Consider the following 24,501-nt stretch of genomic DNA (forward strand, 5'->3'; position numbering starts at 1 on the left):
GAGCGGGGCCGCCATGCGCGCCCCTTTGCTCGCGCCCCTTGGTGCCCCTTGGCTAGGGCCGGAAGGACGGGCCGTTGGTGATGACCATGCCGTGGCCGGCGACCTCGTTGCCGTTGGGATAGACGCCGCCCAGCACGTCGTCGAAGTGCGTGCGCACGGCCTCGTGGCAGCCGCAGCTCATGGCGCGCAGCCGCCCGGCATCGCGGATCCGCAGGAGACCGCGCCGCGGCTCGATGGCGCCCGCCTCCCGCATCTGTCGGATCACCCGGCTGATATAGGGCCGCCCCACCGCCAGCAGGCTGGCGAGCTGCTCCTGGGTGAGGCGCAGATTCTCGTCCCCGGTGCGGTCGAGCGCCGCCAGCAGCCATTTGGCCGTGCGCTGCTCGATGGAGTGGGCGGCGTTGCAGGCCACCGACTGGAACACCTGCGCCAGCAGGCCATCGGCATAGCGCGCGAAAAGGTTGCGCAGCGGCGGCGAGGCCGCCTTGGCGCGGTCGAGCTCGGCGCAGTCGAGCCGCAGCAGCGCTCCGCCCATCTGCACCACGGCGCGGGCGAAGGCCGGCAGCCGGCCCTGGCTGACGATGCCCCCCACCGCGCCCTCGCGGCCGATCGTGGTGATCTCGACCAGCTGCCCGTCCTCCAGCGGCACCATGAAGGAGGCGAGCGTCGGCCCGCAGGGGAAATAGACGTGCCGCACATCGTCGCCCGGCTCGTACAGAACCGTCCCCGCCGGCCGGTCGATCCGCCGGAGATGGCCGCGCAGCAGGCCGAAATCCGCCGGCCGCAGCGCGCCCAGCAGATTGTTGCCCCCGGATGAAACCCCGGCCATGTCGCGGACCGCGCCGACCGCGCCGACCGCGCCGCTGTTCTCGATGCGCATGCCGTCCTCCGTCTTGCCGGTGGCAACGCAAGAGCGTGCGAAATGTTCACAAGCGGACGGAACGCGCGTGACGCGTTCTCTACAACGGGGCACACTCGCGCACGGGTTGGGCGTCGCGACATTTTGGGGAGTTCCGGGTGATGCGTGCGACCACCATGGGCGCGCGGCTCGCGATTCGTCGCGTATCGGCCCGTCGGATGCCGGACGGCAGCTCGATACGCGCAGCCGCATATGTGGCCGCAGCCGCGATGCCCGCCATGACGATTCCCGCCATGACGATGCCCTGCCATGGATGAGCATTCGGCGGCCGGGCCCCGGATCGGCGCGCAGGAGGCCGAGGTGGCGCCGCCGGGCGCGCCGCGGCCCGAGACGGTCGATACCTCGTTCTTCTGGCGGCTGGTGCGCACCGCCGAGCCGCTGCGCCGGCATGGCTGGCTGCCCGACGCGGTCGCGGTGGCGATGTTCGCCTTCGCGCTCGGCCTGCGCTTCGCCGTCGACGACGTGCTGCCGCCGGGCTTTCCCTTCCTCACCTTCTTCCCGGTGGTCATCCTCTCCACCTTCTTCTGCGGGCTGCGGGCGGGAATCACCTGCGCGGTGCTCTCCACCGCCGCCGCCTGGTATTTCTTCATCGGTCCCTCGACCGGCATGGTGATGACCGGGCAGTCGCTGCTGGCGCTCGCCTTCTTCGTCGTCATCGCCTCGATCGACATCGCGCTGATCCACTTCACCTTCAACGCCGCCGATCGGCTGCGGGCGGAAAAGGAGACCAGCGCGCGGCTCTATGAGGGCCAGCGCACCATGTTCCAGGAGCTGCAGCACCGCGTCGCCAACAACATGCAGTTCGTCGCCGCCCTGCTGACGCTGCAGAAGCGCAAGGTCTCGGAGGATGCCAGCCAGGCCGTCAACGCGCTCGACGAGGCGCGGGTGCGGCTCGACACCATCGCCCGCATCCACCGCCAGCTCTACGCTCCCGAGCGGCTCGACCTGCCGACCGAGCAGTATCTGCGCCAGCTCTGCTGCGATCTCGTCACCGCCGCCGGCGCCGGCGGCATCGCCTGCACGGTGTCGTCGCCGAACCTGCCGCTTAGCGTGACGCAGCTCACCACGCTGTCCATGCTGGTCGCCGAGATCGTCACCAACTCGCTCAAGCACGCCTTCGAGGCCGGCGGCACCGGCACGATCGGCATCACCGTGCGTCCCAACGGTTCCGACCTGTTCGAGATGACCATCGCCGACGACGGCCGGGGCCTGCCGCCGGATGCCGACCTGTCACGCGGCCATGGCCTTGGCTGGCGCATCATCCAGAGCCTTGCCACCCAGCTCGGCGGACATGTCGAGCTGGGCGGCGGCGCCCCCGGCGCGACGCGGGGAACGACGGTGCGCGTGCAGTTCGCCCTCGGCTGAGCCGCGCCGTACGAGCCGTGCCACGCCGCCTTGCGCCGGCGGACGTTCACCTGACGCGCGATATGGCGTAAGAGCGGGCCCGCGCGTGCCCGGGACAGGCGGGACAGGTTCATCACCGGCGAGGACAGCACATGACCCAGACCTTCGACCTTCTCCTCAAGGGCGGCACGGTGGTGAACCAGGACGGCATCGGCGCGCGCGATGTCGGCATACGGCAGGGGCGCATCGCCGGCATCGGCACCTTCGACGCGGCGCAGGCGGGCGAGACGGTCGACTGCACCGGCCTGCATCTGCTGCCCGGTGTCATCGACACCCAGGTGCATTTCCGCGAGCCCGGCCTCGACCACAAGGAGGATCTCGAATCGGGATCCCGCGCCGCCGTCATGGGCGGCGTCACCGGCGTGTTCGAGATGCCCAACACCAACCCGCTCACCACCTCGGCGCAGGCGCTGGAGGACAAGCTGTCGCGCGCGAGCGGCCGCATGCATTGCGACTTCGCCTTCTTCGTCGGCGGCACGCATGACAATGTGAGGGACCTGGCCGAGCTCGAAATGCTGCCCGGCGTGCCCGGCATCAAGGTGTTCATCGGCTCCTCCACCGGCTCGCTGCTGGTGGCGGACGATCCCGGCGTGCGGGCCATTCTCAAGGTCATTCGCCGCCGCGCCGCCTTCCATTGCGAGGACGAGCCGCGCCTCGACGCGCGCAAGGATCTGCGCGTTCCCGGCGACGCCTCCTCGCACCCGGTGTGGCGCGACGAGATCGCCGCGCTCACCGCGACGACGCGTCTGGTCAACCTCGCCCGCGAGGAAGGCAAGCGGGTGCATGTGCTGCACGTCACCTCGGCCGAAGAGATCGAGTATCTGCGCGGCCAGAAGGACGTCGCCACCGTCGAGGTCACGCCCCATCACCTCACCATGGATGCCGGCTGGTACGCCACGCACGGCTCGCTGGTGCAGATGAACCCGCCGGTGCGCGAGGCGCGGCACAAGGCGGCGCTGTGGCGCGGACTTTCCGAGGGCGTGGCCGACGTGCTCGGCTCCGACCATGCCCCGCACACGCTGGAGGAGAAGGCCAAGCCCTATCCGGCGAGCCCTTCCGGCATGACCGGCGTGCAGACGCTGGTGCCTGTGATGCTCGACCATGTGAATGCCGGCCGCCTCACGCTGGAGCGCTTCGTCGACCTCTCCAGCGCCGGCCCGGCGCGCATCTTCGACATCGCCACCAAGGGCCGCATCGCGGTCGGCTTCGATGCCGACTTCACCATCGTCGACCTGAAGCGACGCGAGACCATCCGCAATGGCTGGATCGCCTCCAAGCCCGGCTGGACGCCCTATGACGGCGTCGAGGTGACCGGCTGGCCGGTCGGCACGCTGGTGCGGGGCCACAAGGTCATGTGGGAGGGCGAGCTCGTCACGCCGTCGCAGGGGCAGGCCGTGCGCTTCCTGGAGACGCTGGCGAAGGGGTGACGGGCCGAAGCGTCATCCCGGACGCCGCCTGTGGCGATCCGGGATGACGTCCGGCCTCAATACGTCACTTCCGCCAGATAGAGCCCGGCCGAGGGGGCCATCGGGCCGCAGCGCGTGCGGTCGGCGGCTTCCAGCGCGGCGGTGACGTCGTCCGGCGTCCACGCCCCTTCGCCCACCTTCACCAGCGTGCCGACCATGGAGCGCACCTGGTGGTGCAGGAAGGAACGCGCCTGCGCGTGCACGCGGATCTCCATTCCCGGCCCCTCGATCGGCACCTCCTCCACCTGCAGCCGGTCGAGCGTCTTCACCGGCGAGGCCGCCTGGCAGCCGATGGCGCGGAAGGTTGTGAAGTCGTGCCGGCCCACCAGCCGCAAAGCGCCTTCAGCCATCGCGCCGGCATCGAGCGGACGCAGCACCCGCCACGCCCGGTTGCGTTCCAGCACCAGATCGGGGCGGCGGACGATGATGCGGTAGAGATAGCGCCGGCCGGTGGCCGAGAAGCGGGCGTGGAAGTCGCCGGCCGCCGGCTCGGCGGACAGCACCGCGACCGGATGCGGACGCAGATGCGCGTTCATCGCGTCGCGCACCGTGTCGGGGCGCCAGTCGCGGGACAGTTCGACATGGGCGACCTGGCCGGTGGCGTGCACCCCGGCATCGGTGCGCCCGGCGCCGTGCACCGTCACCTCTTCGCCGGAAAAGCGCGTCACCGCCTGCGCCAGCACGCCCTGCACGCTCAGCCCCGCGGCCTGGATCTGCCAGCCGACGAAGGGCGTGCCGTCATATTCGATGGTGAGCTTGTAGCGGGGCATGGCGTTCTCTAGCGCCGGGAAGGCGCGCCGTCATCTATTGGAGCTTCGTCATCCCGGCCGGGCACAGCGAGAGCCGGGATCGCTCTCCCGTCTGGTCACGGTCCCGGATCGGCCTGCGGCCGTCCCGGATGACGTCGCGCGTAGGGGACATCGCCCTTGCCCCCGGGAAGCGCCGGGGGCATCGTGCGGCCCGAAACGGAGCCCGCAATGCCCGCGCATGATCCCCATCACGAGACCGTCGACGCCGGCGACCACGTCGTCCTGATCGACGGCTCCGCCTATATCTTCCGCGCCTATCACGCGCTGCCGCCGCTCACCCGCACCTCCGACAAGCTGCCCGTCGGCGCGGTGGCGGGTTTCTGCAACATGCTGTGGAAGCTGGTGCGGGCGGGACAGAACGGTGGCGGATTCGAGCCCAGGCCCACCCATCTCGCCGTGGTGTTCGACAAGTCCGAGCAGACCTTCCGCAAGGAGATCTACCCGCTCTACAAGGCGCAGCGGCCGGACCTGCCGGAAGATCTGCGCCCGCAATTCCCGCTGATCCGCGAGGCCACCCGCGCGTTCGACCTCGCCTGCGTCGAGCAGGCGGGATACGAGGCCGACGACCTCATCGCCACCTATGCCGAATTGGCCAAGGCGAAGGGCGCGCGCGTCACCGTCATCTCCTCCGACAAGGATTTGATGCAGCTCGTCGATGGCCTCGTGCGCATGTACGACCCGATGAAGGACAAGGCGATCGGCACCGAGGAGGTGTTCGAGAAGTTCGGCGTGGCCCCCGACAAGGTGGTGGACGTGCAGTCGCTGGCCGGCGATTCGGTCGACAACGTGCCGGGCGTGCCGGGCATCGGCGTGAAGACCGCGGCGCAGCTGCTGGCCGAGTATGGCGACCTCGACACGCTGCTGGCCCGCGCCGCCGAGATCAAGCAGACCAAAAGGCGCGAGAACCTGATCGAGTTCGCCGACCAGGCCCGGCTGTCGCGCGAACTCGTCACGCTGAAGCGCGACGTGCCGCTCGACGTGCCGCTCGACGACATCGCCGTGGTGGAGCCGGAGGGCAAGCGCCTCGTCGCCTTCCTCAAGGCGATGGAGTTCACCACCCTCACCCGCCGCGTCGGCGAGGCCTATGAGATCGACATCGCCGCCGTCGACCCCGATCCCGGGCTGAAGGCGGGCGGCGAGGAGACGGCGCTGGTCGCCGCCGGGCTCGACCCGGAGACCAAGGGGCCGGCCATTCCGGTCCGGGAGGCGCCGGGGGCGGAAGAAGGCTTCACCCCGCAGGCTCTGGCAGCCGCGCGCGGCCGCGAGGCGTCGACCACCCCGGTCGATCGTTCCGTATACGAAACGGTCACGACGCTGGCGCGGCTGAAGGAATGGATCGCCCGCGCCACCGAGATCGGCATTGTCGCTGTCGACACCGAGACCACCGGCCTCGACCCGATGCAGGCGGAGCTGGTCGGCTTCTCGCTGGCCACCGCGCCGGGCGAGGCCTGCTATGTGCCGCTCGCCCACAAGGGCGGCGACGAGGGCCTGTTCAGCGAGGGACTGCTGCCGGGCCAGATTCCCCCGCGCGAGGCGCTCGCCGCGCTCAAGCCGCTGCTGGAGGACCCCGCCATCCTGAAGATCGGCCAGAACCTCAAATATGACTGGCTGGTGTTCAAGCGCGAGGGCATCGAGGTCGCGCCCTATGACGACACGATGCTGCTCTCCTACGTGCTCGACGCCGGCGCCTCGCCGCACGGCATGGACCCGCTCTCCATCCGCTGGCTCGGCCACACACCGATCAAGTACGAGGAAGTCGCCGGCAAGGGGAAGGGCGCCGTCACCTTCGACCGCGTCGCCATCGACAAGGCGAGCGAGTACGCCGCCGAGGATGCCGACGTCACGCTGCGCCTGTGGCGGGTGCTCAAGCCCCGCCTCGCCAGCGAGGGCAAGGCCACCGTCTACGAGACGCTGGAGCGCCCGCTCGTCACCGTGCTCGCCCGCATGGAGGCGCGCGGCATCATGATCGACCGGCAGATGCTCTCGCGCCTGTCCGGCGAGTTCGCCCAAGGGATGGGCCGGCTGGAGGCGGAAATCTCCGAAATGGCGGGTGAGACCTTCAATCCCGGCTCGCCCAAGCAGCTCGGCGACATATTGTTCGGCAAGATGGCCATACCGGGCGGGCGCAAGACGCCCACGGGCGCGTGGTCCACCGGCGCCGACGTGCTGGAGGAACTGGCCGAGCAGGGACACGAGCTCCCCCGCCGCATCCTCGACTGGCGCCAGCTGCAGAAGCTGAAATCCACCTATGCCGACGCGCTGCCCTCCTATGTGCATCCCGAAACGGGCCGCGTGCACACTTCCTTCGCCCTGGCGGCGACGACGACCGGCCGGCTCTCCTCCTCCGAGCCGAACCTGCAGAACATCCCGGTGCGCACCGAGGAAGGTCGCAGGATCCGCAAGGCCTTCATCGCCGCGCCCGGGCACAAGCTGGTCTCGGCCGACTATTCACAGATCGAATTGCGCCTGCTGGCCGAGATCGCCGACACGCCCTCGCTGCGGCAGGCCTTCCAGGACGGGCTCGACATCCACGCCATGACCGCCTCGGAAATGTTCGGCGTGCCGGTCGAGGGCATGCCGAGCGAGGTGCGCCGGCGCGCCAAGGCGATCAATTTCGGCATCATCTACGGCATCTCGGCCTTCGGCCTCGCCAACCAGCTCTCCATCCCGCGCGAGGAGGCGGGGGCCTATATCAAGCGCTATTTCGAGCGCTTCCCCGGCATCCGCGCCTATATGGACGAGACCCGCGCCTTCGCCCGCGAGCACGGCTATGTCGAGACGCTGTTCGGCCGGCGCTGCCACTACCCCGATATCAACGCCAAGAATCCCTCGATCCGCGCCTTCAACGAGCGCGCGGCGATCAATGCCCGCCTCCAGGGCTCGGCCGCCGACATCATCCGCCGCGCCATGGCGCGCATGGACGGGGCGTTGGAGAGCGCGCGCCTCTCCGCCCGCATGCTGCTGCAGGTGCATGACGAGCTGATCTTCGAAGTGCCCGACGAGGAGGTTACCGCCACCATTCCGGTGGTGCGCGAGGTGATGGAGCTAGCCCCCTTCCCCGCCGTGGCGCTGAAGGTCCCGCTCAAGGTCGACGCCCGCGCGGCGGACAACTGGGACGAGGCGCATTAGCATTGAGGCCGTCATCCCGGCCGAGCGCAGCGAGGGCCGGGATCGCGCGCCGTCTCAGGCGAGAGAAAATCCCGGAACGGCCTTGGGGCCGTCCGGGGGTGACCCCCCCTCAGAACTCGACGTCGAGCTCCTCCATCTCGTCCGGCTCCTCCCGCGCGGCGGCGATCCATTCCTTCATCGCCGGCAGAGCGAGGATGGCCTTGCAATAGGCCCGGCTCTTGGGGTCGAGCGGCACGTCATAGGTGGTGAAGCGCGAGCAGACCGGGGCGTACATGGCGTCCGCCATGGTCGGCGCGGGCCCGAACAGATACGGCCCGCCATAGGTCTTCAGGCATTCGGCCCAGATGGCGACGATGTGCAGTATGTCGCCCTGCGCACCGGACCAGACCTTGAAGCCGGGATGGCTCGCCTTGATGTTCATCGGCAGCGCCGAGCGCAGATTGGCGAAGCCCGAATGCATCTCGCCGCTGATCGAGCGGCAATGCGAGCGCGCTGCGCGATCGCTAGGCAGAAGCCCGGCTTCTGGCTTCAATTCGTGCAGATATTCGGCAATCGCCAGCGTGTCCCAGATGCGCAGCCCCTCATGGTCGAGGCGCGGCACCAGGAAGGACGAGGATTGCAGCAGCAGTTCCGCCCGGATGCTCGGATCGTCCGCCGATACCCGCGCCTCGGCGATGTCGAGCCCCGCCAGCCGGCACAGCAGGAAGCCGCGCAGCGACCAGGAGGAGTAGTTCTTGCTGCTGATCGTCAGGATGGCGGCGGGTTCTGCCGCGACGGGCTTTCCAGGCGCCGCCTTGGCGGTCCTCGCGGCCGGGCGCGCTGCCTTGGCGGTGGCTCCGGCCTTCGTCCCCGATCCGGACGCGGGCTTGGATGTGGAGGTCGGGGCGGGCATGGCATGCGTCCTGTGGGTAGCCGGCGACAGTGAACGGTCGCGCCGAGGCAAACACTATTCGTGCCATCCCCGATCCGAAACCGCCGGGGTCGACGCGGAACGGGACGCGCCGGGCCGGCGCACCCGGCAACCTCCTTGGCAGCGCCATTGCATCCGCTCTAGGATGGGCGCGGCATGCCTCGCGTCCTTGGTCGTATCGTGTGCGCCGCACACCTCGGCTCGCGCGATGGCCCTGATCGGAGCTTCCATGTCCTCTCGCCGTCCCGGCTCCCGCCAACCGAACCGCCGCTGATGATCTACGCCGCCTATCAGGCCCAGTCCGATCTGCTCGACCCGATGCGCATGGCGGCCCGGCTGTCGCGGCGCTGGCTCGGCGCGACCATGAACGGCTATGGCGACAACCCGATGATGCGCAATCTCTTCGCTTCGCTGGAGATGATCGAGCGCGCCGGCCTCAGCCACGAGCGGCTTCCCTTCGGCGTGGCGCGCGTGCCGGTCGGCAATCGCGAGGTCGATATCACCGAGGAGGTGACGCTGGCGCTGCCCTTCGGCTCGCTGGTGCACTTCGCCAAGGATATCGAGCAGAAGCAGCCACGCATCCTCGTCGTCGCCCCGCTCTCCGGCCATTTCGCCACGTTGCTGCTGGACACGGTGAGGACACTGCTGCCGGAGAACGACGTCTACATCACCGACTGGCACAATGCCCGCGACGTGCCGCTCTCCGCCGGCCGCTTCGGCTTCGACGACTATGTCGAACACGTCATCCGCTTCATGGAGGCGATCGGACCCGGCGCGCATGTGCTCGCGGTCTGCCAGCCCTGCGTGCAGGTGCTCGCCGCCGCCGCCGTGATGGCGCAGGAGGACAATCCCGCCCAGCCGCTCTCCATGACGCTGATGGCGGGGCCCGTCGATACCCGCGTCAACCCGACCAAGGTCAACGAACTCGCCACCTCCAAGCCGATGGACTGGTTCGAGAAGAACCTCATCGCCACCGTGCCCGCAGGCTTCAAGGGCGCCGGGCGCCGGGTCTATCCCGGCTTCGTCCAGGTCGGCGCCTTCATGGCGATGAACCTCGAGCGCCATGTGAAGGCGCATGTCGGGCTGTTCGAGAACCTCGCCATGGGCGAGCACGAGAAGGCGACCACCACCAAGAGCTTCTACGACGAGTATTTCGCCGTGCTCGACCTCACCGCCGAGTTCTACCTGGAGACCATCGCCAAGGTGTTCCAGGAGCACGAGCTGCCGCGCGGCGTGCTGACCTATCACGGCGACCGGATCGACTTCCGCGCCATCCGCCGCACCGCCCTGCTCACCGTGGAGGGCGAGCGCGACGACATCTGCGCGGTCGGCCAGACGGTGGCGGCGCAGGACATCTGCGCCAGCCTGCGCCCGCATCTGCGGCGCCACCACATGCAGGCCGGCGTCGGCCATTACGGCGTGTTCTCGGGCCGCCGCTGGAAGGGCCAGGTCTATCCGCTGGTGCGCAGCCACATCCTCGCCAGCGACGCGTGAAGGGGGCGCCCGACCGGGCTCCCTCGATATCCGCGGCGCCCTCTCCTGACGATGACGGCGTTGTGCGGCTGCATCCGGCGCGTCATCCCGGACGGCCGCAGGCCGATCCGGGACCGCGTGCCGCAACCGGACGGCGATCCCGGCTCCATGCTTCGCTACGGCCGGGGTGACGGCCCCCTCCCGCCACTTAATCCCTCGCGCGCCCCGTCACGCGCCCGTCACCATTGACGCGGCACGCTGCGGCATCCCATGGTGCGCCCGCACTTTTCTGCCCTCGGAACCAAAGGAGTCCCCCCGAGAATGTCAGTTTGGCCGGTCTATGGAAAAATCGACGGACCCATCGTGATGATCGGCTTCGGCTCGATCGGACGCGGTACCCTGCCGCTGCTGGAGCGGCACTTCGATTTCGACAAGGAACGCCTGACCGTCATCGCTCCGGTGGACGACAACCGTGACCTGCTCGACGAACGCGGCATCCGCTTCCTCCAGCTGGCGATCACCCGGGAAAACTACCGCGAGGTCCTCACCCCCCTGCTGACCGCCGGCGGGCGCGGCTTCGTGATCAACCTGTCGGTCGATACCGGCTCGGTCGACCTCATGACCCTCGCGCGCGAATGCGGGGCGCTCTATATCGACACGGTGGTCGAACCCTGGCTCGGCTTCTATTTCGACAATGACGCGACCCCCGCCAGCCGCTCCAACTACGCGCTGCGCGAATCCATGCTCAAGGCCAAGCGCGCCAATCCCGGCGGACCGACCGCCGTCTCCTGCTGCGGCGCCAATCCCGGCATGGTGTCCTGGTTCGTCAAGCAGGCGCTGGTCGACATCGCCACCGACACCGGTCTCGACTTCGTGGAGCCGACCACCCGCGAGGGCTGGGCGGCGCTGATGAGCCGTGCCGGCGTCAAGGGCATCCACATCGCCGAGCGCGACACCCAGCGGGCGCGCGATCCGCGCCCCTTCGGCACCTTCGTCAACACCTGGTCGGTCGAGGGCTTCGTGTCGGAGGGCCTGCAGCCGTCCGAGCTCGGCTGGGGCACCCATGAGAAATGGATGCCCGCCAACGGCCACACCCATAATTTCGGCTCCGGCGCGGCGATCTACCTGATGCAGGCCGGCGCGGCGACCAAGGTGCGCACCTGGTGCCCGACGCTGGGCCCCCAGCACGGCTTCCTCGTCACTCATAACGAGTCTATCTCGATCGCCGACTACTTCACCCTGCGCAACGGCGCGCAGGTCGCCTACCGCCCGACCTGCCATTATGCCTACCATCCCTGCAACGATGCGCTGCTGTCCTGGCACGAGATGTTCGGCAGCGAGGGCAAGCCGCTGGGCGAATGGACCATCCTCGACGAGCATGAGATCGTCGACGGCCGGGACGAACTCGGCGTGCTGCTCTATGGCCACGCGAAGAACGCCTACTGGTACGGCTCGCAGCTCACCATCGAGGAAGCCCGCAAGCTCGCGCCCTACCAGACCGCGACCGGGCTTCAGGTCACCTCCGCCGTGCTCGCCGGCATGGTATGGGCGCTGGAGAACCCGGAGGCCGGCATCGTCGAGACCGAAGAGATGGACTATCGCCGCTGCCTGGAGATCCAGAAGCCCTATCTCGGCACGGTGAAGGGCTACTACACCGACTGGACCCCGCTCGATGGCCGCCCCGGCCTGTTCCCCGAGGACATCGACACGTCGGATCCCTGGCAGTTCCGCAACATACTGGTGCGCTGAGGCGGCACGCGGCGGACGCTTCATGTGATCCGCCGCGCCGTTCCAGCCGTAGAACCTCCCACGGCCCGGGGCGCGCTGTCGCGCCTCGGGCACTCGTGATGGCGGAATCCGGCCGAACTGGCCTATAAGCTCGCCCATTGCGTTGGGTTTCCGTCAGGCGAGGTATGCCGATGAACAAGGCCGTTCCGGTGAGCGAGGGTAGCGTGGCTCTGAGCCCGTCCCCGGGAGGCGGGCTGCCCGCCGGCCACCCGACCGTCGCCTACGGCAAGATCGGCGTGCTGATCGTCAATCTCGGTACGCCGGACGGCACCGACTACTGGTCGATGCGGCGCTACCTCAAGGAATTCCTCTCCGACCGCCGGGTCATCGAGGTCAACCGCGTCCTGTGGTGGTTCCTGCTCAACGTCGTCATCCTGTCCCGCCGCCCGCAGGCCAAGGGCCGCGACTATGCGACGGTGTGGAACAAGGAACGCGATGAGGGCCCGCTGCGCACCATCACCCGCGCGCAGTCGGAGAAGCTCGGCGCTCGCCTCGGCCCGCTCGACGACCGCCTCGTCGTCGACTGGGCGATGCGCTATGGCAGCCCCTCCATCGCCTCGCGCATCGAGGCGCTGCAGGCGCAGGGCTGCGAGCGCATCCTGCTGGTGCCGCTCTATCCGCAATATGCCGCCGCCACCTCGGCCACGGTGTGCGACGCCGCCTTCGACGCGTTGAAGAAGCTGCGCTGGCAACCGGTGCTGCGCGTCGCCCCGCACTGGCCGGACGAGCCGACCTATATCGAGGCGCTGGCCAGTTCCATCGAGCGCGGCCTCGCCGGCCTCGACTGGGAGCCGGAGCTGGTGCTGGCCTCCTTCCACGGCATCCCGAAGGAATATTTCGACAAGGGCGACCCCTATCACTGCTACTGCTACAAGACCGTCCGCCTGCTGCGCGAGCGCCTCGGCTGGCCCGAGGGCAAGCTTCGCCTCACCTTCCAGTCGCGCTTCGGCAAGGCGGAATGGCTGCAGCCCTACACCGACAAGACGGTGGAGGCGCTGGCCAAATCCGGCGTGAAGCGGCTCGCCGTCATCACTCCCGGCTTCGTGGCCGACTGCCTGGAGACGCTGGAGGAGATCGGCGGCGAGAACGCCGAGATCTTCCACCACAATGGCGGCGAGAAATTCCACTTCATCCCGTGCCTCAACGACACGCCGGACGGCATCAAGGTGCTGGAGACGGTGGTGAAGCGCGAACTGCGCGGCTGGGCGGAGCTGTAGGGGGCATCAAGAACGCCCTCATCCCCGGGCTTGACCCGGGACCCAGCCGTACCGCCGTCTCCGCGCCCAAAACCTGGGTGCCCGGGTCGAGCCCGCGCATGAGGGGGAGGGAAGGCGGCCCGGGCCGGGCGCCCTGTCACCCCTTGACACCGAACGTGTCTTGCCGCGCGCACCGCCATTGGCGATGGAGGAACAACCGCCCGCGAAAGGCCCGCTTATGTCCGAAGCTTCCATCTCCGACGCCCCCGCGCCCGCCCCCCGCACCGAGATGCAGAAGATGCTGGCGGGGGAGTTCTACCGCGCCGGCGATCCGGAGATTCAGGCGGCCCAGCGCGCAAACTTTGCCTGGCTGGCGCGCTTCAACGCCTCGCTCACCCTGTCGCGCGAGGAGCGCCGCGAACTGGTGCGCGAAGGGGTGGGCTCGGCCGGCGAGCGCACCGGCATCCGCCCGCCCTTCCATTGCGACTACGGCTTCAACATCCACCTCGGCACGGGCGTCTTTCTCAATTTCGACTGCGTGATCCTCGACGTCGCCCCGGTCCATATCGGCGACGGCACCGAGATCGGCCCGGGCACGCACATCTACACCGCCGACCACCCGCGCGACCCGGAGGTGCGGCGCTCCGGCCTGCAATATGGCCGCCCGGTCACCATCGGCCGCAATGTCTGGATCGGCGGCAAGGCGATCATCCTGCCGGGCGTGACCATTGGCGACGACGTCGTCATCGGCGCCGGCGCGGTGGTGACGAAGGACATCCCCTCGGGCGCCACCGCGGTCGGCAACCCGGCGCGGGTGCTCGCACCCCGCCGTGAGTCCCGCCCGGCGCCCTAATCCTCCCGCGCCGTGCCGGCGAAGCGGTCGGTGAAGGCGAGCACCGCATAGGCGGCGAGAAACAGCACGCTCGCCGCCATCAGCCAGCGCACCTGCGTCTCGCTCACATCGGTCTCCAGCCGCATCAGCGCCTTGAGGAGAGTGATGGCCGAGATCGCCATCAGCGAGGCGAACAGCTTGAGCTTGAGCCCGGAAAAGCTGATCCGCATCATCCAGGCAGGTGAATCCGGGGCGTGGCGACGGTCGATCTGCTCGACGAAATTCTCGTAGCCGGACTGGATGATGATGACCATCAGCCCACCGACCAGCACGAGGTCGATCAGGGTGAGCAGCTCCATGATCACCGCGGTCTCGGTGAGGCTGGCGAGCTGCAGCGCGAAGCTCCACAGCCGCAGCGCGAAGGCGACGACCAGCAGCACCAGCCCGATGGCGAGGCCGATGAAGAGCGGCACCATCGCCCAGCGGCTCAGCAGCACCAGCCGCACGATGAACTGGCCAAGCCGGCCCGAGGTTTCTGCAGGCATGGTCAGCGCCTCCGCGCCAGCGGCCGGACGCGGGAGGCGCCGGAAGAGGCTCGATTCTAGCGGAGGACTCTGACAGCTTCAAACGCCCCGCGCGGGCCCGTCCCGTCCTGCGCTCACGACGCCGCCCGGACCGGGATGCCCGCTCCCTCGCGCCAGTCGCGCGGCAGGTGGAAGGTGGCGACCAACCCGGCCTCGCCGGCGCGGGTGAGGGTGAGCGCGCGGCTGCCGGGCACCCGGGTGAGCCAGCCGAGGATGAGCAGCCGCTCGAGCAGGCCGGCGCCGAGCCGGCCGGAAAGGTGGGGGCGCCGCTCGCTCCAGTCGAGGCAGGTGCGGCAGAGCGGGCGGCGGCGGGAGCCTTCGCGGGGGCCCTGGCCTTGCGGGTCGAGATCGAGACCGAATTCGGCGAGGAAGCGCCGCCCCTGCTGCGTCGGCTCGACCGCCTCGCCCTCGCCGGAGAGGCGCAGATGCCCCTGCGCCTCCAGCGCACCCAGCAGCGCCACGGCCAGCCGGCCGGCGAGATGGTCGTAGCAGCTGCGCGCAAGCCGAAGCGCGCCGTCGCGCGGCCCCGGCGGGCGATGACGGGGCGGGCCGGAGGCCGCCGCCACCATCAGCGCATGCAGCACCTCGGCAATATCGGACGAGGCCAGCCGGTAGTAACGGTGCCGCCCCTGCGCCCGCACCGCCACCACGCTGGCGGCGACGAGCTTGGCCAGATGCCCGCTGGTGGTGGGCGCACTCACCCCGGCATGGCGGGCGAGTTCCCCAGCGGTGAGCGCCTGCCCGCCCATCAGCGCCAGCAACATGTTGGCCCGCGTCGGGTCGCCCAGCAGCGCCGCGATCTCGGCGATGCGGGCGCCGGAGGCGAAGGCGGCAGTAGCGGCGTGAGGGACAAGGGCGCTCATGGCGCAACCCTATCCTCCAGCGCGGCGCCGGTCAGCCATTGACGCTTCGGCCACGACCGAAACATCGACGCCGCCCGGCCCGGTAGACAGCAACACCGTCACCCCCTGCCCCACCGGACGCCGCACCCTCATGGAAAAGCCCCGCCTCGCGGTCGAACTCGCCCTGCTCCTGCTGCTGTCGGCGCTGTGGGGCGCCTCCTACAGCTTCATCAAGATCGGGGTGGAGACCATCCCCCCGCTCACCTTCATCGCCGCCCGCACCGCCATCGCCGGCGGGGCGCTGCTGGCGCTGCTGCTGTGGCGCGGCATCCGCCTGCCGGCGGACCGGGCGACGTGGCGGCTCTTCCTCATTCAGGCCTGCCTCAACAGCGCGGTGCCGTTCACCCTCATCGCCTGGGCGGAGACGCGTCTCGACGCCGGGCTCGCGGTCATCCTCAACGCCACCACGCCGATCTTCGCCTTCCTCATGGCCGCGCTCGGCGGCCGTCATCCGACAGGTGGCGGCCGGCGGCTCCTCGGCGTCGCCAGCGGGCTCGTGGGCACCTGCCTGGTGGTCGGGATGGAAGCGTTGGATCTGGAGGCGTTGGGCACGCGCGGCGCATCGCTGCTGGCGCCACTCGCCATTCTCGCCGCCACGGTCTGTTATGCCGGCGCGGCGTTGTTCGGGGCGCGCTTCCGCGGCCTCGACCCGATGCTGCCGGCCTGCGGCTCGCTGATCTGCGGCACCGTGCTGCTGACGCCCTTGGCGCTCGTCGTCGACCATCCGTGGACGCTGGCGCCCTCATTCGCCTCGCTGGCGGCGCTCATTGCGCTGGCGCTGGCCTCGACGGCGGCGGCCTTCGTCCTCTATTTCCGGCTGCTGCAGACCCTCGGATCGATCGGCGCCACGGCGCAGGCCTATCTGCGCGTGCCGATCGGCGTCGCCATCAGCGTGATCTTCCTCGGCGAGCGGCTGGCGCCGATGGCCCTCCTCGGCCTCATTGCGGTGGTGATCGGCGTGGCGGCGATGACGCTGCCGCCGCGCGCGCCCTGACCCAAAAACAGAACGGCCGGCGTGTTGCCACGCCGGCCGTCATTGTTTCATCGATCAGGCGATGAGGGAGAAATCCCTCACTCCGCCTTCTCGCTCGCCTTCTTCAGCGCGGCGCCCAAGATGTCGCCCAGCGAGGCACCGGAATCCTGCGACCCGAACTGGGCCACGGCTTCCTTCTCCTCGGCGATCTCCAGCGCCTTGATCGAGACCTGCACCTTGCGCGCCTTGCGGTCGAACAGGGTGACGCGGGCATCGAACTTCTCGCCGACGGCGAAGCGGTCCGGACGCTGGTCGCCGCGGTCGCGGGCCAGTTCCGAGCGCTTGACGAAAGCGGTCATGTCGGAGCCGATGATCTTCACATCGACGCCGCCTTCCTTCACGTCGATCACTTCGCAGGTCACGATCGCGCCCTTGCGCAGTTCGCCCGCGTCCTGGAAGGGGTCGCCGCCGAGCTGCTTCACGCCGAGCGAGATGCGCTCCTTCTCGACATCCACGTCGAGAACGACCGCCTTGATCATGTCGCCCTTCTTGAACTCCTCGATCACCTGCTCGCCCGGACGGTTCCAGTCGAGGTCGGAGAGGTGGACCATGCCGTCGACGTCGCCGTCGAGGCCCAGGAACAGACCGAATTCGGTCTTGTTCTTGACCTCGCCCTCGACCGCCGAACCGGCCGGGTACTTCTCGGCGAAGGCTTCCCAGGGGTTCTGCAGGGTCTGCTTGAGGCCGAGCGAGATGCGGCGCTTGACCGGATCCACCTCGAGGATCGCCACTTCCACTTCCTGCGAAGTGGCGACGATCTTGCCGGGGTGAACGTTCTTCTTGGTCCAGCTCATCTCGGAAACGTGGATGAGGCCCTCGATCCCCGGCTCCAGCTCGACGAACGCGCCGTAGTCGGTGATGTTGGTCACGCGGCCCTTGAAGCGGGCATGCACCGGGTACTTGGCCTCGATGCCCTCCCACGGATCGCCGAGGAGCTGCTTCATGCCGAGCGAGATGCGGTGCGTCTCGTGGTTGATCTTGATGATCTTCACCTTGACCGTCTGGCCGATGGAGAGCACCTCGGTCGGGTGGTTCACGCGGCGCCAGGCGATGTCGGTGACGTGCAGCAGGCCGTCAATGCCGCCGAGGTCGACGAACGCACCGTAATCGGTGATGTTCTTGACCACGCCGTCGATGACCTGACCCTCTTCGAGGTTCTGCACCAGCTCGTGACGCTGCTCGGCGCGGGTCTCTTCGAGAACCGTGCGGCGCGAGACGACGATGTTGCCGCGGCGGCGATCCATCTTGAGGATCTGGAACGGCTGCGGGTTGTGCATCAGCGGGCCGACGTCGCGGATCGGGCGGATGTCGACCTGGGAGCGCGGCAGGAAGGCCACGGCGCCGTCGAGATCGACGGTGAAGCCGCCCTTGACCTGGTTGAAGATCACGCCCGTGACCTTCTCCTGGGCGTTGAACGCCTTCTCCAGGCGGACCCAGCTCTCTTCGCGGCGGGCCTTGTCGCGCGACAGGACGGCCTCGCCGAGCGCGTTCTCGACGCGCTCGAGATAGACTTCGACCTCGTCGCCGACCTTGATGGTCTGGTCGCGGCCGGGGCCGGCAAATTCCTTCAGCGCCACGCGGCCTTCGGTCTTCAGGCCGATGTCGATGATCGCGAGATCCTTCTCGATCGCGACGACGATGCCCTTGACGACCGCGCCCTCGGCGGGCTCAGCGTTGTTAAAGCTCTCTTCGAGCATCGCGGCGAAATCGTCGCGCGCGGCGCTCAGGGTTTGAGTAGCGGACATTTATGCTCCTGGTGGCCAAAGCGCCGGCACGTGGTTGAGGATCGTTCCATCCGCCGCGGGCACAGGGGGCTGGCCACCCCCGATGCAACCTCTCGCGAAGCCCGGCGCATTGGCCGCGACGTCCGGAACGTTGAGGCCCGGCCCAGCGGCGCAACCTTGCGGTTCACGACGCGACAGGACCGGGAAGAAGCTCGCTACGCGTCCCGCTGCCGACGCGGTCAGGCGCCGAGGCGGGCCGAAAATCATCTGAAGTCCGGCATCGGCGCCCGGCCCGGCAAAAAGGCAGCGGGCAGCAGGTCACGATGTCGGCGGGCCGTCGATGGGGCCGTTCCTGGACCGCGTGCGTCGAACTCTACAAGCTCGCGCCCGGGCCTTGCGGCTCCGGCGCCAATGCGCGGCGGGGGCGGGCTCGCCTCCATGCTCGCGGCGACACGCATCCCGCATCGCCGGCCCACCCGTCGTCCGCCCACCATATAGGGCGCCCTGACGGGCGTTGCCATAGCGCACAAGTCCAGCGTTGGCAAGGCGCCGACGCGCCCGTAGCGGCCGAACCGGCGCGGCGGGCGGGCACCGAAGGGGCCGGGCACGTTTGCTTTAGATCAAACGCGCCCGCGGAGACGCGTGCAACTGTTGCGCGCCAAGCTGTGATCATGGCGTGTGGCATTTCAGGGACTTCGCTCGACGGTTGTGGTATCAGAACCTTTGCGGAGTCCGTGTTGGTCGATTGCGGATCGTGCCGACCTGTCGTCGAAGCAGATGGCCCGGAGGGCCTGACTTATCGACGTCCGGCCGTTCGGCATCGGTAGGGGATCGAACGTGCATCGCTTGCGCGTGATTTTATTCGCTGCCCTGCTCGCGTTGTTCGGTACCGCGATACCCCTAACCGCGACCTTGCTGCTGTCCTGGAAGATGGCGACCTCCCAGCAAGAGGAAGAACTCGCGCAGGTGGCCGACGAGGCACTCGCCCGCACGCTGGCCATTTTCGACGACACCCGCTCCGCTCTCCGGACCCTGGCCGCCAGCGACTACGAGCCCTGCTCGCCGGAATATATGGAGCAGATGCGCGAACTGGCGATCGACTCGCCCGCGACCGAGAACCTCGGCTTCATCCGCAACGGCATCGTCCACTGCAATCTGTGGGGAGTGGCCCAGCGGCGCATTCCCCGCGCGCCGGCGGACGTCATCCTGCCGGACGGTATCGGCCTCTCGGTCAATTACAAGTCGATCTTCAACGAGCGCCACCCGATGATGGTGCTGCATCTCGGCGACAACACCGCGATGATCGACCAGATACGTTTCATTCTGCCGTTTCACGAGCGGACGGTGCATGTCGACCTGCGCAGCCCCGGAGGAATCGCGGTCGCCACCTCCTGGGAGAAAGCCCACGGCTGGCCGCCGGCAAACACGGACGAGCTCATCGTCCAGCGCGACGGCGACGGGTGGAGCGTCACGGCACATGAGGTGCGCCTCGGCCTGCTGGGCTATGTCGAGACGGCGAAATTCATCCTCATCCCCATTTCCATCTTCCTCGCCGGCCTGTTCGCGGGGTTGGCCTTCTGGCTGTCCTACCAGCGGCTGTCGCCGCGCGGCGAGCTGGCGCAGGCGGTGCGCAACCATGAATTCATCGCGTATTACCAGCCGATCATAGAGATCGCCACCGGGCGCTGCGTCGGCGGGGAGGCGCTGCTTCGCTGGCGGCAGCCGGGCGGGCGGCTGGTGCGGCCGGACCTGTTCATCCCGCTCGCGGAGGATAGCGGCCTCATCCAGCCGATGACCGATCAGCTCATCAACGCCGTCGCCGACGACCTCGGCGACCTGCTGCGGCGCGACCCGCAGATTCACGTCGCCATCAATCTGTGCGCCGCCGACATCAGCTCGGGCCGCATCCTGCCGGTGCTGGAGAAGACGCTGAAGGACGCCGGCGTCCGGCATCAACAGATCTGGCTGGAGGCGACCGAACGCGGCTTCCTCGACATCGACGGCGCGCGCCGCACCCTCACCGAGCTGCGCCGGCGCGGCCACATGACGGCAATCGACGATTTCGGCACCGGCTATTCCAGCCTCAAATATCTGGAGGGCCTGCCGATCGACGCGCTCAAGATCGGCAAGTCCTTCATCGACGCCATCGGCACCGAGGCGCCGACCAGCCACGTGACCGAGCACATCATCGCCCTGGCGCGCGAATTACAGCTGCGCGTCATCGCCGAGGGTGTGCAAACCGAGGCCCAGGCCACCTATCTGCGCCAAAAGGCGGTGGATCTGGCGCAAGGCTGGCTGTTTGCCCGCGCCCTGCCGGCCGACGAATTCATCGCGTTCTGCAAGCACAATCGGGCCGCCTACGGCACCCCGTCCGGGTTTCCCGCCCTGGCGGCGGAGTGAGCCGGGGCGGCCTAGCGCCGCGCCGCCCGCACCAGCGCGGCGGTGGCCAGCAGCAGGGCCGAGACCGCGATCCCCGTGCAGACCACCCCCGCCGGCGTGATCCGCGCGCTGCCCTGCAGCGTGATCCACTTGCCCACGCGCATGTCGAACACCGCCTTCATCTCCTCGGGATGGGCGGGCGCGCCAGTGGAGGCGGCAGCAGGAGTGATTGGAACCGGGGCAGTCGGCATGGCGCGTCCTCCAGGAGCTGCGCCAGCCTAAGGCATGTTCCGCGAGAATTGATCGACTTTCGCGGCCGGAACATGCGTCAGCCTGTTGGATCGAGAGTCCTTCCCATAGGGCAATGGCGGGGGAGGGGTCTCTAGGCCCTCACCAGCCATATATCCATGATCCAGCCCCGGCGTGCCCTCGCCTCGGCGCGCCGGCGCAAAATCTCCGGCCCGACCTGCGCCAGGCGCCCGGACATCAGCATCTCGTCCTCCAGGCCGAGATAGGCGCCCCACCAGATGGTGAGCGGGGGGGCGCCGGCGGCGGTCTGCCGCGACTCGTGCGCGATCAGCGACTCCAGCCCCGAGCCGTCGTCGAGCAGCACGACGAGGCTCTCGCCGCCCCTGGGATAATCCTTCAGCACCCGCCGGCCGGTGGTGAAGGTGACCTTCTCGCCCACCTCGTTCAGCACCAGCCCATGGGCGCTGGTTAGCGCCTGCACGGCGGACAGGCCGGGAATGACCTCGACGGCGAGCGGCAGCGCCGCCTGCACGTCCTGCAGCACGCGCAGGGTGGAATCGTAGAGCGCCGGGTCGCCCCAGACCAGCATGGCGCCGACGCCCTGCGCGGGCAGCTCGCTCTCGATCAGCGCGGCGAGCCGGGCGGCGCGGGCGCGGTGCCAGTCGGCGACGCCGGCACGGTAGGCGGCCGCCGGGCCGGGGGCGGCGGCGTCGGTTTCCGGCAGGTGCACGCGCGGCGCGGCGTGGCGCCTGGGACTTTCGACCCGGATCAGCCGCCAGGGCGCGCGGCGATGCGCGGCGAGGATCGCCTCGCGTGCCGCCACCAGCTCGGCCGACGCCTCGCCCTTGTCGAAGACGAAGAAGGCCTCGGCACGGTTGATCGCCGCGATGGCCTGAAGGGTGAGATGGCCGGGCGCGCCCGCGCCGATGCCGATGACGAGAAGGCGCCGGCTCACAAGCGGGCCCTCACGGGTGGGATCTCATGGCTGGAACCTCACGGCTTGGGTGCATCGGCGCGGGCGGCGAAGACCCGCCTGGCGATGAACAGCGCGTCCAGCGCCGCCGGGAAGCCGGCATAGAGCGCCATCTGCATGATGACCTCGACCACCTCTTCCCGGCTCGCCCCGACATTCAGCGCCGAGCCGATATGCACCTCCAGCTCGCGCTCGGCATGGCCGAGGGCGACGAGGCCGGCGACGGTGGAGAGCATGCGGGTGCGCAGATCGAGGCCGGGGCGGGAATAGACGTCGCCATAGCCGAACTCGAAGATGTAGCGGGCGAAATCGGGGGCGATGTCGGCGAGCGCGGCCATCACCTCCTCGCCGGAGCGGCCGGTGATCTCCGACAGCCGCGCCTTGCCGCGCGAGAGCCGGTCGTCGTCCGGCGGGGCCGAAGAGTGGTTTGCCGCGCGACCGGCGGCGCGCCCGCCGCTCTTCTTGCCGCCCGCTCGGGCCGTTTTGCCGTCCTTCTTGCCCGTCATTTTGCCGCCCGCCATCGCAGTCTCTCCCCGGCCGCTCACAGCCCAGCGGCAGAGCGCGCCCGCTCGACCAGCGCCAGCCCCGCCTGCCAGCTTCCCTCGACATCGAGTTCGGTATTATCAAGCACCTGCGCGTCCGCCGCCTGCATCAGCGGGGCGCTGGCGCGGCCGGAATCGCGGGCATCGCGGCGGTGGATGTCCTCCAGCACGGCGTCGAAGGTGACGTCCTCGCCGCGCTTGATGAGCTCGTTGAAGCGCCGCAGCGCCCGCGCCGGCGGGCTCGCGGTGACGAAGAGCTTCACCTGCGCCTCCGGGGCGATGACGGTGCCGATGTCGCGCCCGTCGAGCACGGCTCCACCCGGCCGATGGGCAAAATCCTGCTGGAGCTTCAGCAGCTTGGCGCGCACTACCGGCACCGCTGCGACACGCGAGGCGGCCTCGCCCACCGGGCCGGACTTCAGCGCCTCGGGATCGAAGGCAGCAAGATCCAGCGTCGCCGCGATCGCCGCCAGCGCTGCGGCATCGTCGAAATCGACGTTGTTTTCCAGAGCCTTGGCGCCCACTGCCCGGTAAAGCAGGCCGGTGTCGAGATGCGGCAGGCCGTAATGCGCGGCAAGCCGGCGCGCGATGGTGCCCTTGCCCGAGGCCGCCGGCCCGTCAATGGCGATGATCATGCCGTCGCGGCCTCGCTTTCGATGACCGCGCCCAGCGCCCGCATCTGCGGCAGGAAGCTCGGAAAGCTGGTGGCGATGAAGGAAATATCGTCCACCTTCAACGGCCTGTCGGTGGCGAGGCCCATGACGAGGAAGCTCATGGCGATGCGATGGTCCATGTGGGTGGCCACCGTGCCGCCGCCGGGCGCCGCGCCGGCGCCTTCCACGATCAGGTCGTCGCCCTCGATGCGGTAGGCGACGCCCGCCTGCGCGAGCCCGTCCGCCACGGCGGCCAGACGATCGGATTCCTTCACGCGAAGTTCGGAGAGACCGTTCATGCGCGTCTCGCCGCGCGCGAAGGAGGCGGCCACCGCCAGCACCGGATATTCGTCGATCATCGAGGGCGCCCGCGCGGCCGGCACCTCGACGCCGGTCAGCGCCGAGGCGCGCACGCGGATGTCGGCGACGCTCTCGCCGCCCTCGACGCGCTCGTTCTCGAAGGTGATGTCGGCGCCCATCTCCTTCAGCGTCGTGAACAGGCCGGTGCGCAGCGGATTGGTCATCACCCCCTCGATGACGACCTCCGAGCCCGGCACGATCAGCGCCGCCACCAGCGGGAAGGCGGCGGAGGACGGGTCGGCCGGCACGCGGATCGGTGCCGGCTTCAGCTCCGGCCGGCCCTTCAGCGTGACCTTGCGGCCATGTTCGCCATAGGGCTCCACCGTCACCTCGGCGCCGAAATGGGCGAGCATGCGCTCGGTATGGTCGCGGCTCGCCTCCTTCTCGATCACCGTGGTCTCGCCCGGCGCGCCGAGGCCGGCGAGCAGCACGGCGGACTTGATCTGCGCCGAGGCGACCGGGCTCTCATAGGTGATCGGCACCAGTTCCTTCGGCCCCTTCAGCGTGAGCGGCAGACGCCCGCCCTCGGCGGCGTCCACCACCTGCACGCCCATCTTCTCCAACGGGTCGAGAATGCGGCGCATCGGCCGACGGCGCAGGCTCGCATCGCCATCGAAGGTGGCGCTGATCGGATTGCCGGCGACCACGCCCATCATCAGCCGCGAGCCGGTGCCGGCATTGCCGAAGTCGAGCACGCCGTCCGGCGCGCGCAGGCCGCCGACGCCGACGCCGCTCACGCGCCACTCGCCCTCGCCCACCCGCTCCACCTGCGCGCCGAGCGCGGCGCAGGCCTTGGCGGTGTTGAGCACGTCCTCGCCTTCCAGAAGACCGGAAATGCGGGTCTCGCCCACGGTCAGCGCGCCAAAGATGAGCGAGCGGTGCGACACCGACTTGTCGCCCGGCACGCGCACCGTGCCCTTCAGGGCCTGCGACCGGCGGGCCAGGGCGGGGACGGGAGTGGCTCCATGGCCGGTGCTGCTCATCATTCTAGCCTTGTCTTGCGGAAGGGCCGGCAGGGTGGGCCCGCGCGCCGAAACGGTATCGTGCGGCATCGCGGAAGCCGGCTCCGGCGCCACGACGGGCGCTCGTCCTAGCACGAGGGCGTTATCGCCGCCACGGCCCTCGCAAATGCGGCTTGACTCCGTCTCGCGAGCAGTTCAATGGGAGCACCCTTTC

Annotated in this window: 21 protein-coding genes; 10 read left to right on the top strand and 11 right to left on the bottom strand. The window is 69.2% G+C overall.

Annotated features, from left to right (window positions below):
* Positions 1–52: 52 nt before the first annotated feature.
* Positions 53–880 carry a Crp/Fnr family transcriptional regulator gene (locus AC1PZ7_RS02745; protein WP_482357990.1) on the bottom strand — a complete coding sequence of 276 codons (828 nt, stop codon included), beginning with the start codon at positions 878–880 and terminating at the stop codon, positions 53–55.
* Between the two features lie 140 nt (positions 881–1,020).
* On the opposite strand from AC1PZ7_RS02745, the gene AC1PZ7_RS02750 reads away from it, so the two are divergent.
* The 3 genes from AC1PZ7_RS02750 (at position 1,021) to AC1PZ7_RS02760 (ending at position 3,750) form a co-directional block, all read left to right on the top strand.
* Positions 1,021–1,176, top strand: coding sequence for a hypothetical protein (locus AC1PZ7_RS02750; protein WP_482357991.1), 156 nt, complete (start codon positions 1,021–1,023; stop codon positions 1,174–1,176).
* Positions 1,169–2,284, top strand: coding sequence for a sensor histidine kinase (locus tag AC1PZ7_RS02755; RefSeq protein WP_482357992.1), 1,116 nt, complete (start codon positions 1,169–1,171; stop codon positions 2,282–2,284). Before AC1PZ7_RS02750 ends, AC1PZ7_RS02755 begins: the two co-directional genes overlap by 8 nt.
* Before the next feature lie 131 nt (positions 2,285–2,415).
* A complete protein-coding gene (locus AC1PZ7_RS02760; RefSeq protein ID WP_482357993.1) occupies positions 2,416–3,750 on the top strand; it encodes a dihydroorotase in 1,335 nt (444 codons plus the stop codon).
* A gap of 56 nt (positions 3,751–3,806) precedes the next feature.
* On the opposite strand, the gene truA is transcribed toward AC1PZ7_RS02760, so the two are convergent.
* Positions 3,807–4,559, bottom strand: coding sequence for a tRNA pseudouridine(38-40) synthase TruA (truA, locus tag AC1PZ7_RS02765; protein ID WP_482357994.1), 753 nt, complete (start codon positions 4,557–4,559; stop codon positions 3,807–3,809).
* A 207-nt stretch (positions 4,560–4,766) separates the two neighbouring features.
* Here truA and polA point away from each other — a divergent pair, with 207 nt between their 5' ends.
* A complete protein-coding gene (polA, locus tag AC1PZ7_RS02770; RefSeq protein WP_482357995.1) occupies positions 4,767–7,727 on the top strand; it encodes a DNA polymerase I in 2,961 nt (986 codons plus the stop codon).
* 109 nt (positions 7,728–7,836) lie between these two features.
* Here the strand turns inward: polA and AC1PZ7_RS02775 are convergent, their stop codons facing one another.
* On the bottom strand, positions 7,837–8,619 hold the full coding sequence (locus AC1PZ7_RS02775; protein ID WP_482357996.1) for a glutathione S-transferase: 783 nt from the start codon (positions 8,617–8,619) through the stop codon (positions 7,837–7,839).
* 291 nt (positions 8,620–8,910) lie between these two features.
* Here AC1PZ7_RS02775 and AC1PZ7_RS02780 point away from each other — a divergent pair, with 291 nt between their 5' ends.
* From AC1PZ7_RS02780 to AC1PZ7_RS02795, 4 genes are all read left to right on the top strand, one after another.
* Positions 8,911–10,131 (top strand): polyhydroxyalkanoate depolymerase, encoded by a 1,221-nt coding sequence (locus AC1PZ7_RS02780; RefSeq protein WP_482357997.1) that lies wholly within the window; start codon positions 8,911–8,913, stop codon positions 10,129–10,131.
* A 300-nt stretch (positions 10,132–10,431) separates the two neighbouring features.
* Complete coding sequence (locus AC1PZ7_RS02785; protein WP_482357998.1) at positions 10,432–11,859, top strand: homospermidine synthase; 1,428 nt, start codon at positions 10,432–10,434, stop codon at positions 11,857–11,859.
* 170 nt (positions 11,860–12,029) lie between these two features.
* On the top strand, positions 12,030–13,115 hold the full coding sequence (hemH, locus tag AC1PZ7_RS02790; protein ID WP_482357999.1) for a ferrochelatase: 1,086 nt from the start codon (positions 12,030–12,032) through the stop codon (positions 13,113–13,115).
* A gap of 217 nt (positions 13,116–13,332) precedes the next feature.
* Positions 13,333–13,947 (top strand): sugar O-acetyltransferase, encoded by a 615-nt coding sequence (locus AC1PZ7_RS02795; protein WP_482358000.1) that lies wholly within the window; start codon positions 13,333–13,335, stop codon positions 13,945–13,947.
* On the opposite strand, the gene AC1PZ7_RS02800 is transcribed toward AC1PZ7_RS02795, so the two are convergent.
* Positions 13,944–14,471, bottom strand: coding sequence for a YqhA family protein (locus AC1PZ7_RS02800; protein WP_482358001.1), 528 nt, complete (start codon positions 14,469–14,471; stop codon positions 13,944–13,946). The genes AC1PZ7_RS02795 and AC1PZ7_RS02800 overlap by 4 nt on opposite strands.
* Before the next feature lie 113 nt (positions 14,472–14,584).
* Positions 14,585–15,373, bottom strand: a complete 789-nt coding sequence (locus AC1PZ7_RS02805) for an ArsR/SmtB family transcription factor (protein ID WP_482358002.1) — start codon at positions 15,371–15,373, stop codon at positions 14,585–14,587.
* 130 nt (positions 15,374–15,503) lie between these two features.
* Here AC1PZ7_RS02805 and AC1PZ7_RS02810 point away from each other — a divergent pair, with 130 nt between their 5' ends.
* Positions 15,504–16,406: a DMT family transporter gene (locus AC1PZ7_RS02810; protein WP_482358003.1), complete on the top strand. Its 903-nt coding sequence runs from the start codon at positions 15,504–15,506 to the stop codon at positions 16,404–16,406.
* Positions 16,407–16,483: 77 nt separating this feature from the next.
* On the opposite strand, the gene rpsA is transcribed toward AC1PZ7_RS02810, so the two are convergent.
* Positions 16,484–18,190, bottom strand: a complete 1,707-nt coding sequence (rpsA, locus tag AC1PZ7_RS02815; RefSeq protein ID WP_482358004.1) for a 30S ribosomal protein S1 — start codon at positions 18,188–18,190, stop codon at positions 16,484–16,486.
* Between the two features lie 816 nt (positions 18,191–19,006).
* Between rpsA and AC1PZ7_RS02820 the strand changes: the two genes are divergently transcribed.
* Complete coding sequence (locus AC1PZ7_RS02820) at positions 19,007–20,569, top strand: EAL domain-containing protein (protein WP_482358005.1); 1,563 nt, start codon at positions 19,007–19,009, stop codon at positions 20,567–20,569.
* An 11-nt stretch (positions 20,570–20,580) separates the two neighbouring features.
* On the opposite strand, the gene AC1PZ7_RS02825 is transcribed toward AC1PZ7_RS02820, so the two are convergent.
* The 5 genes from AC1PZ7_RS02825 to aroA form a co-directional block, all read right to left on the bottom strand.
* The gene (locus AC1PZ7_RS02825) at positions 20,581–20,799 is read right to left on the bottom strand and encodes a hypothetical protein (RefSeq protein WP_482358006.1); all 219 of its coding nucleotides are present in this window, start codon (positions 20,797–20,799) and stop codon (positions 20,581–20,583) included.
* Between the two features lie 131 nt (positions 20,800–20,930).
* Positions 20,931–21,752, bottom strand: a complete 822-nt coding sequence (cobF, locus tag AC1PZ7_RS02830; protein ID WP_482358007.1) for a precorrin-6A synthase (deacetylating) — start codon at positions 21,750–21,752, stop codon at positions 20,931–20,933.
* A gap of 38 nt (positions 21,753–21,790) precedes the next feature.
* Positions 21,791–22,291, bottom strand: coding sequence for a carboxymuconolactone decarboxylase family protein (locus tag AC1PZ7_RS02835; RefSeq protein WP_482358008.1), 501 nt, complete (start codon positions 22,289–22,291; stop codon positions 21,791–21,793).
* A gap of 20 nt (positions 22,292–22,311) precedes the next feature.
* Positions 22,312–22,947 carry a (d)CMP kinase gene (gene cmk / locus AC1PZ7_RS02840; protein ID WP_482358009.1) on the bottom strand — a complete coding sequence of 212 codons (636 nt, stop codon included), beginning with the start codon at positions 22,945–22,947 and terminating at the stop codon, positions 22,312–22,314.
* Positions 22,944–24,308 carry a 3-phosphoshikimate 1-carboxyvinyltransferase gene (gene aroA / locus AC1PZ7_RS02845; protein ID WP_482359551.1) on the bottom strand — a complete coding sequence of 455 codons (1,365 nt, stop codon included), beginning with the start codon at positions 24,306–24,308 and terminating at the stop codon, positions 22,944–22,946. Before aroA ends, cmk begins: the two co-directional genes overlap by 4 nt.
* Between the last annotated feature and the right edge of the window lie 193 nt (positions 24,309–24,501).

The organism is Ancylobacter sp. TW_SC_1, from assembly GCF_056836805.1.

What these genes read in the sequence shown, in the direction of transcription:
- AC1PZ7_RS02775 (WP_482357996.1), bottom strand. Translation starts at nt 8,619, where the DNA reads ATGCCCGCCCCGACCTCCACATCCAAGCCCGCGTCCGGATCGGGGACG.
- AC1PZ7_RS02835 (WP_482358008.1), bottom strand. Translation starts at nt 22,291, where the DNA reads ATGGCGGGCGGCAAAATGACGGGCAAGAAGGACGGCAAAACGGCCCGA.
- AC1PZ7_RS02780 (WP_482357997.1), top strand. Translation starts at nt 8,911, where the DNA reads ATGATCTACGCCGCCTATCAGGCCCAGTCCGATCTGCTCGACCCGATG.
- AC1PZ7_RS02755 (WP_482357992.1), top strand. Translation starts at nt 1,169, where the DNA reads ATGGATGAGCATTCGGCGGCCGGGCCCCGGATCGGCGCGCAGGAGGCC.
- AC1PZ7_RS02810 (WP_482358003.1), top strand. Translation starts at nt 15,504, where the DNA reads ATGGAAAAGCCCCGCCTCGCGGTCGAACTCGCCCTGCTCCTGCTGCTG.
- AC1PZ7_RS02805 (WP_482358002.1), bottom strand. Translation starts at nt 15,373, where the DNA reads ATGAGCGCCCTTGTCCCTCACGCCGCTACTGCCGCCTTCGCCTCCGGC.
- AC1PZ7_RS02785 (WP_482357998.1), top strand. Translation starts at nt 10,432, where the DNA reads ATGTCAGTTTGGCCGGTCTATGGAAAAATCGACGGACCCATCGTGATG.
- AC1PZ7_RS02800 (WP_482358001.1), bottom strand. Translation starts at nt 14,471, where the DNA reads ATGCCTGCAGAAACCTCGGGCCGGCTTGGCCAGTTCATCGTGCGGCTG.
- AC1PZ7_RS02825 (WP_482358006.1), bottom strand. Translation starts at nt 20,799, where the DNA reads ATGCCGACTGCCCCGGTTCCAATCACTCCTGCTGCCGCCTCCACTGGC.
- AC1PZ7_RS02760 (WP_482357993.1), top strand. Translation starts at nt 2,416, where the DNA reads ATGACCCAGACCTTCGACCTTCTCCTCAAGGGCGGCACGGTGGTGAAC.
- rpsA (WP_482358004.1), bottom strand. Translation starts at nt 18,190, where the DNA reads ATGTCCGCTACTCAAACCCTGAGCGCCGCGCGCGACGATTTCGCCGCG.
- AC1PZ7_RS02750 (WP_482357991.1), top strand. Translation starts at nt 1,021, where the DNA reads ATGCGTGCGACCACCATGGGCGCGCGGCTCGCGATTCGTCGCGTATCG.
- aroA (WP_482359551.1), bottom strand. Translation starts at nt 24,308, where the DNA reads ATGAGCAGCACCGGCCATGGAGCCACTCCCGTCCCCGCCCTGGCCCGC.
- truA (WP_482357994.1), bottom strand. Translation starts at nt 4,559, where the DNA reads ATGCCCCGCTACAAGCTCACCATCGAATATGACGGCACGCCCTTCGTC.
- AC1PZ7_RS02795 (WP_482358000.1), top strand. Translation starts at nt 13,333, where the DNA reads ATGTCCGAAGCTTCCATCTCCGACGCCCCCGCGCCCGCCCCCCGCACC.
- cmk (WP_482358009.1), bottom strand. Translation starts at nt 22,947, where the DNA reads ATGATCATCGCCATTGACGGGCCGGCGGCCTCGGGCAAGGGCACCATC.
- polA (WP_482357995.1), top strand. Translation starts at nt 4,767, where the DNA reads ATGCCCGCGCATGATCCCCATCACGAGACCGTCGACGCCGGCGACCAC.
- hemH (WP_482357999.1), top strand. Translation starts at nt 12,030, where the DNA reads ATGAACAAGGCCGTTCCGGTGAGCGAGGGTAGCGTGGCTCTGAGCCCG.
- AC1PZ7_RS02745 (WP_482357990.1), bottom strand. Translation starts at nt 880, where the DNA reads ATGCGCATCGAGAACAGCGGCGCGGTCGGCGCGGTCGGCGCGGTCCGC.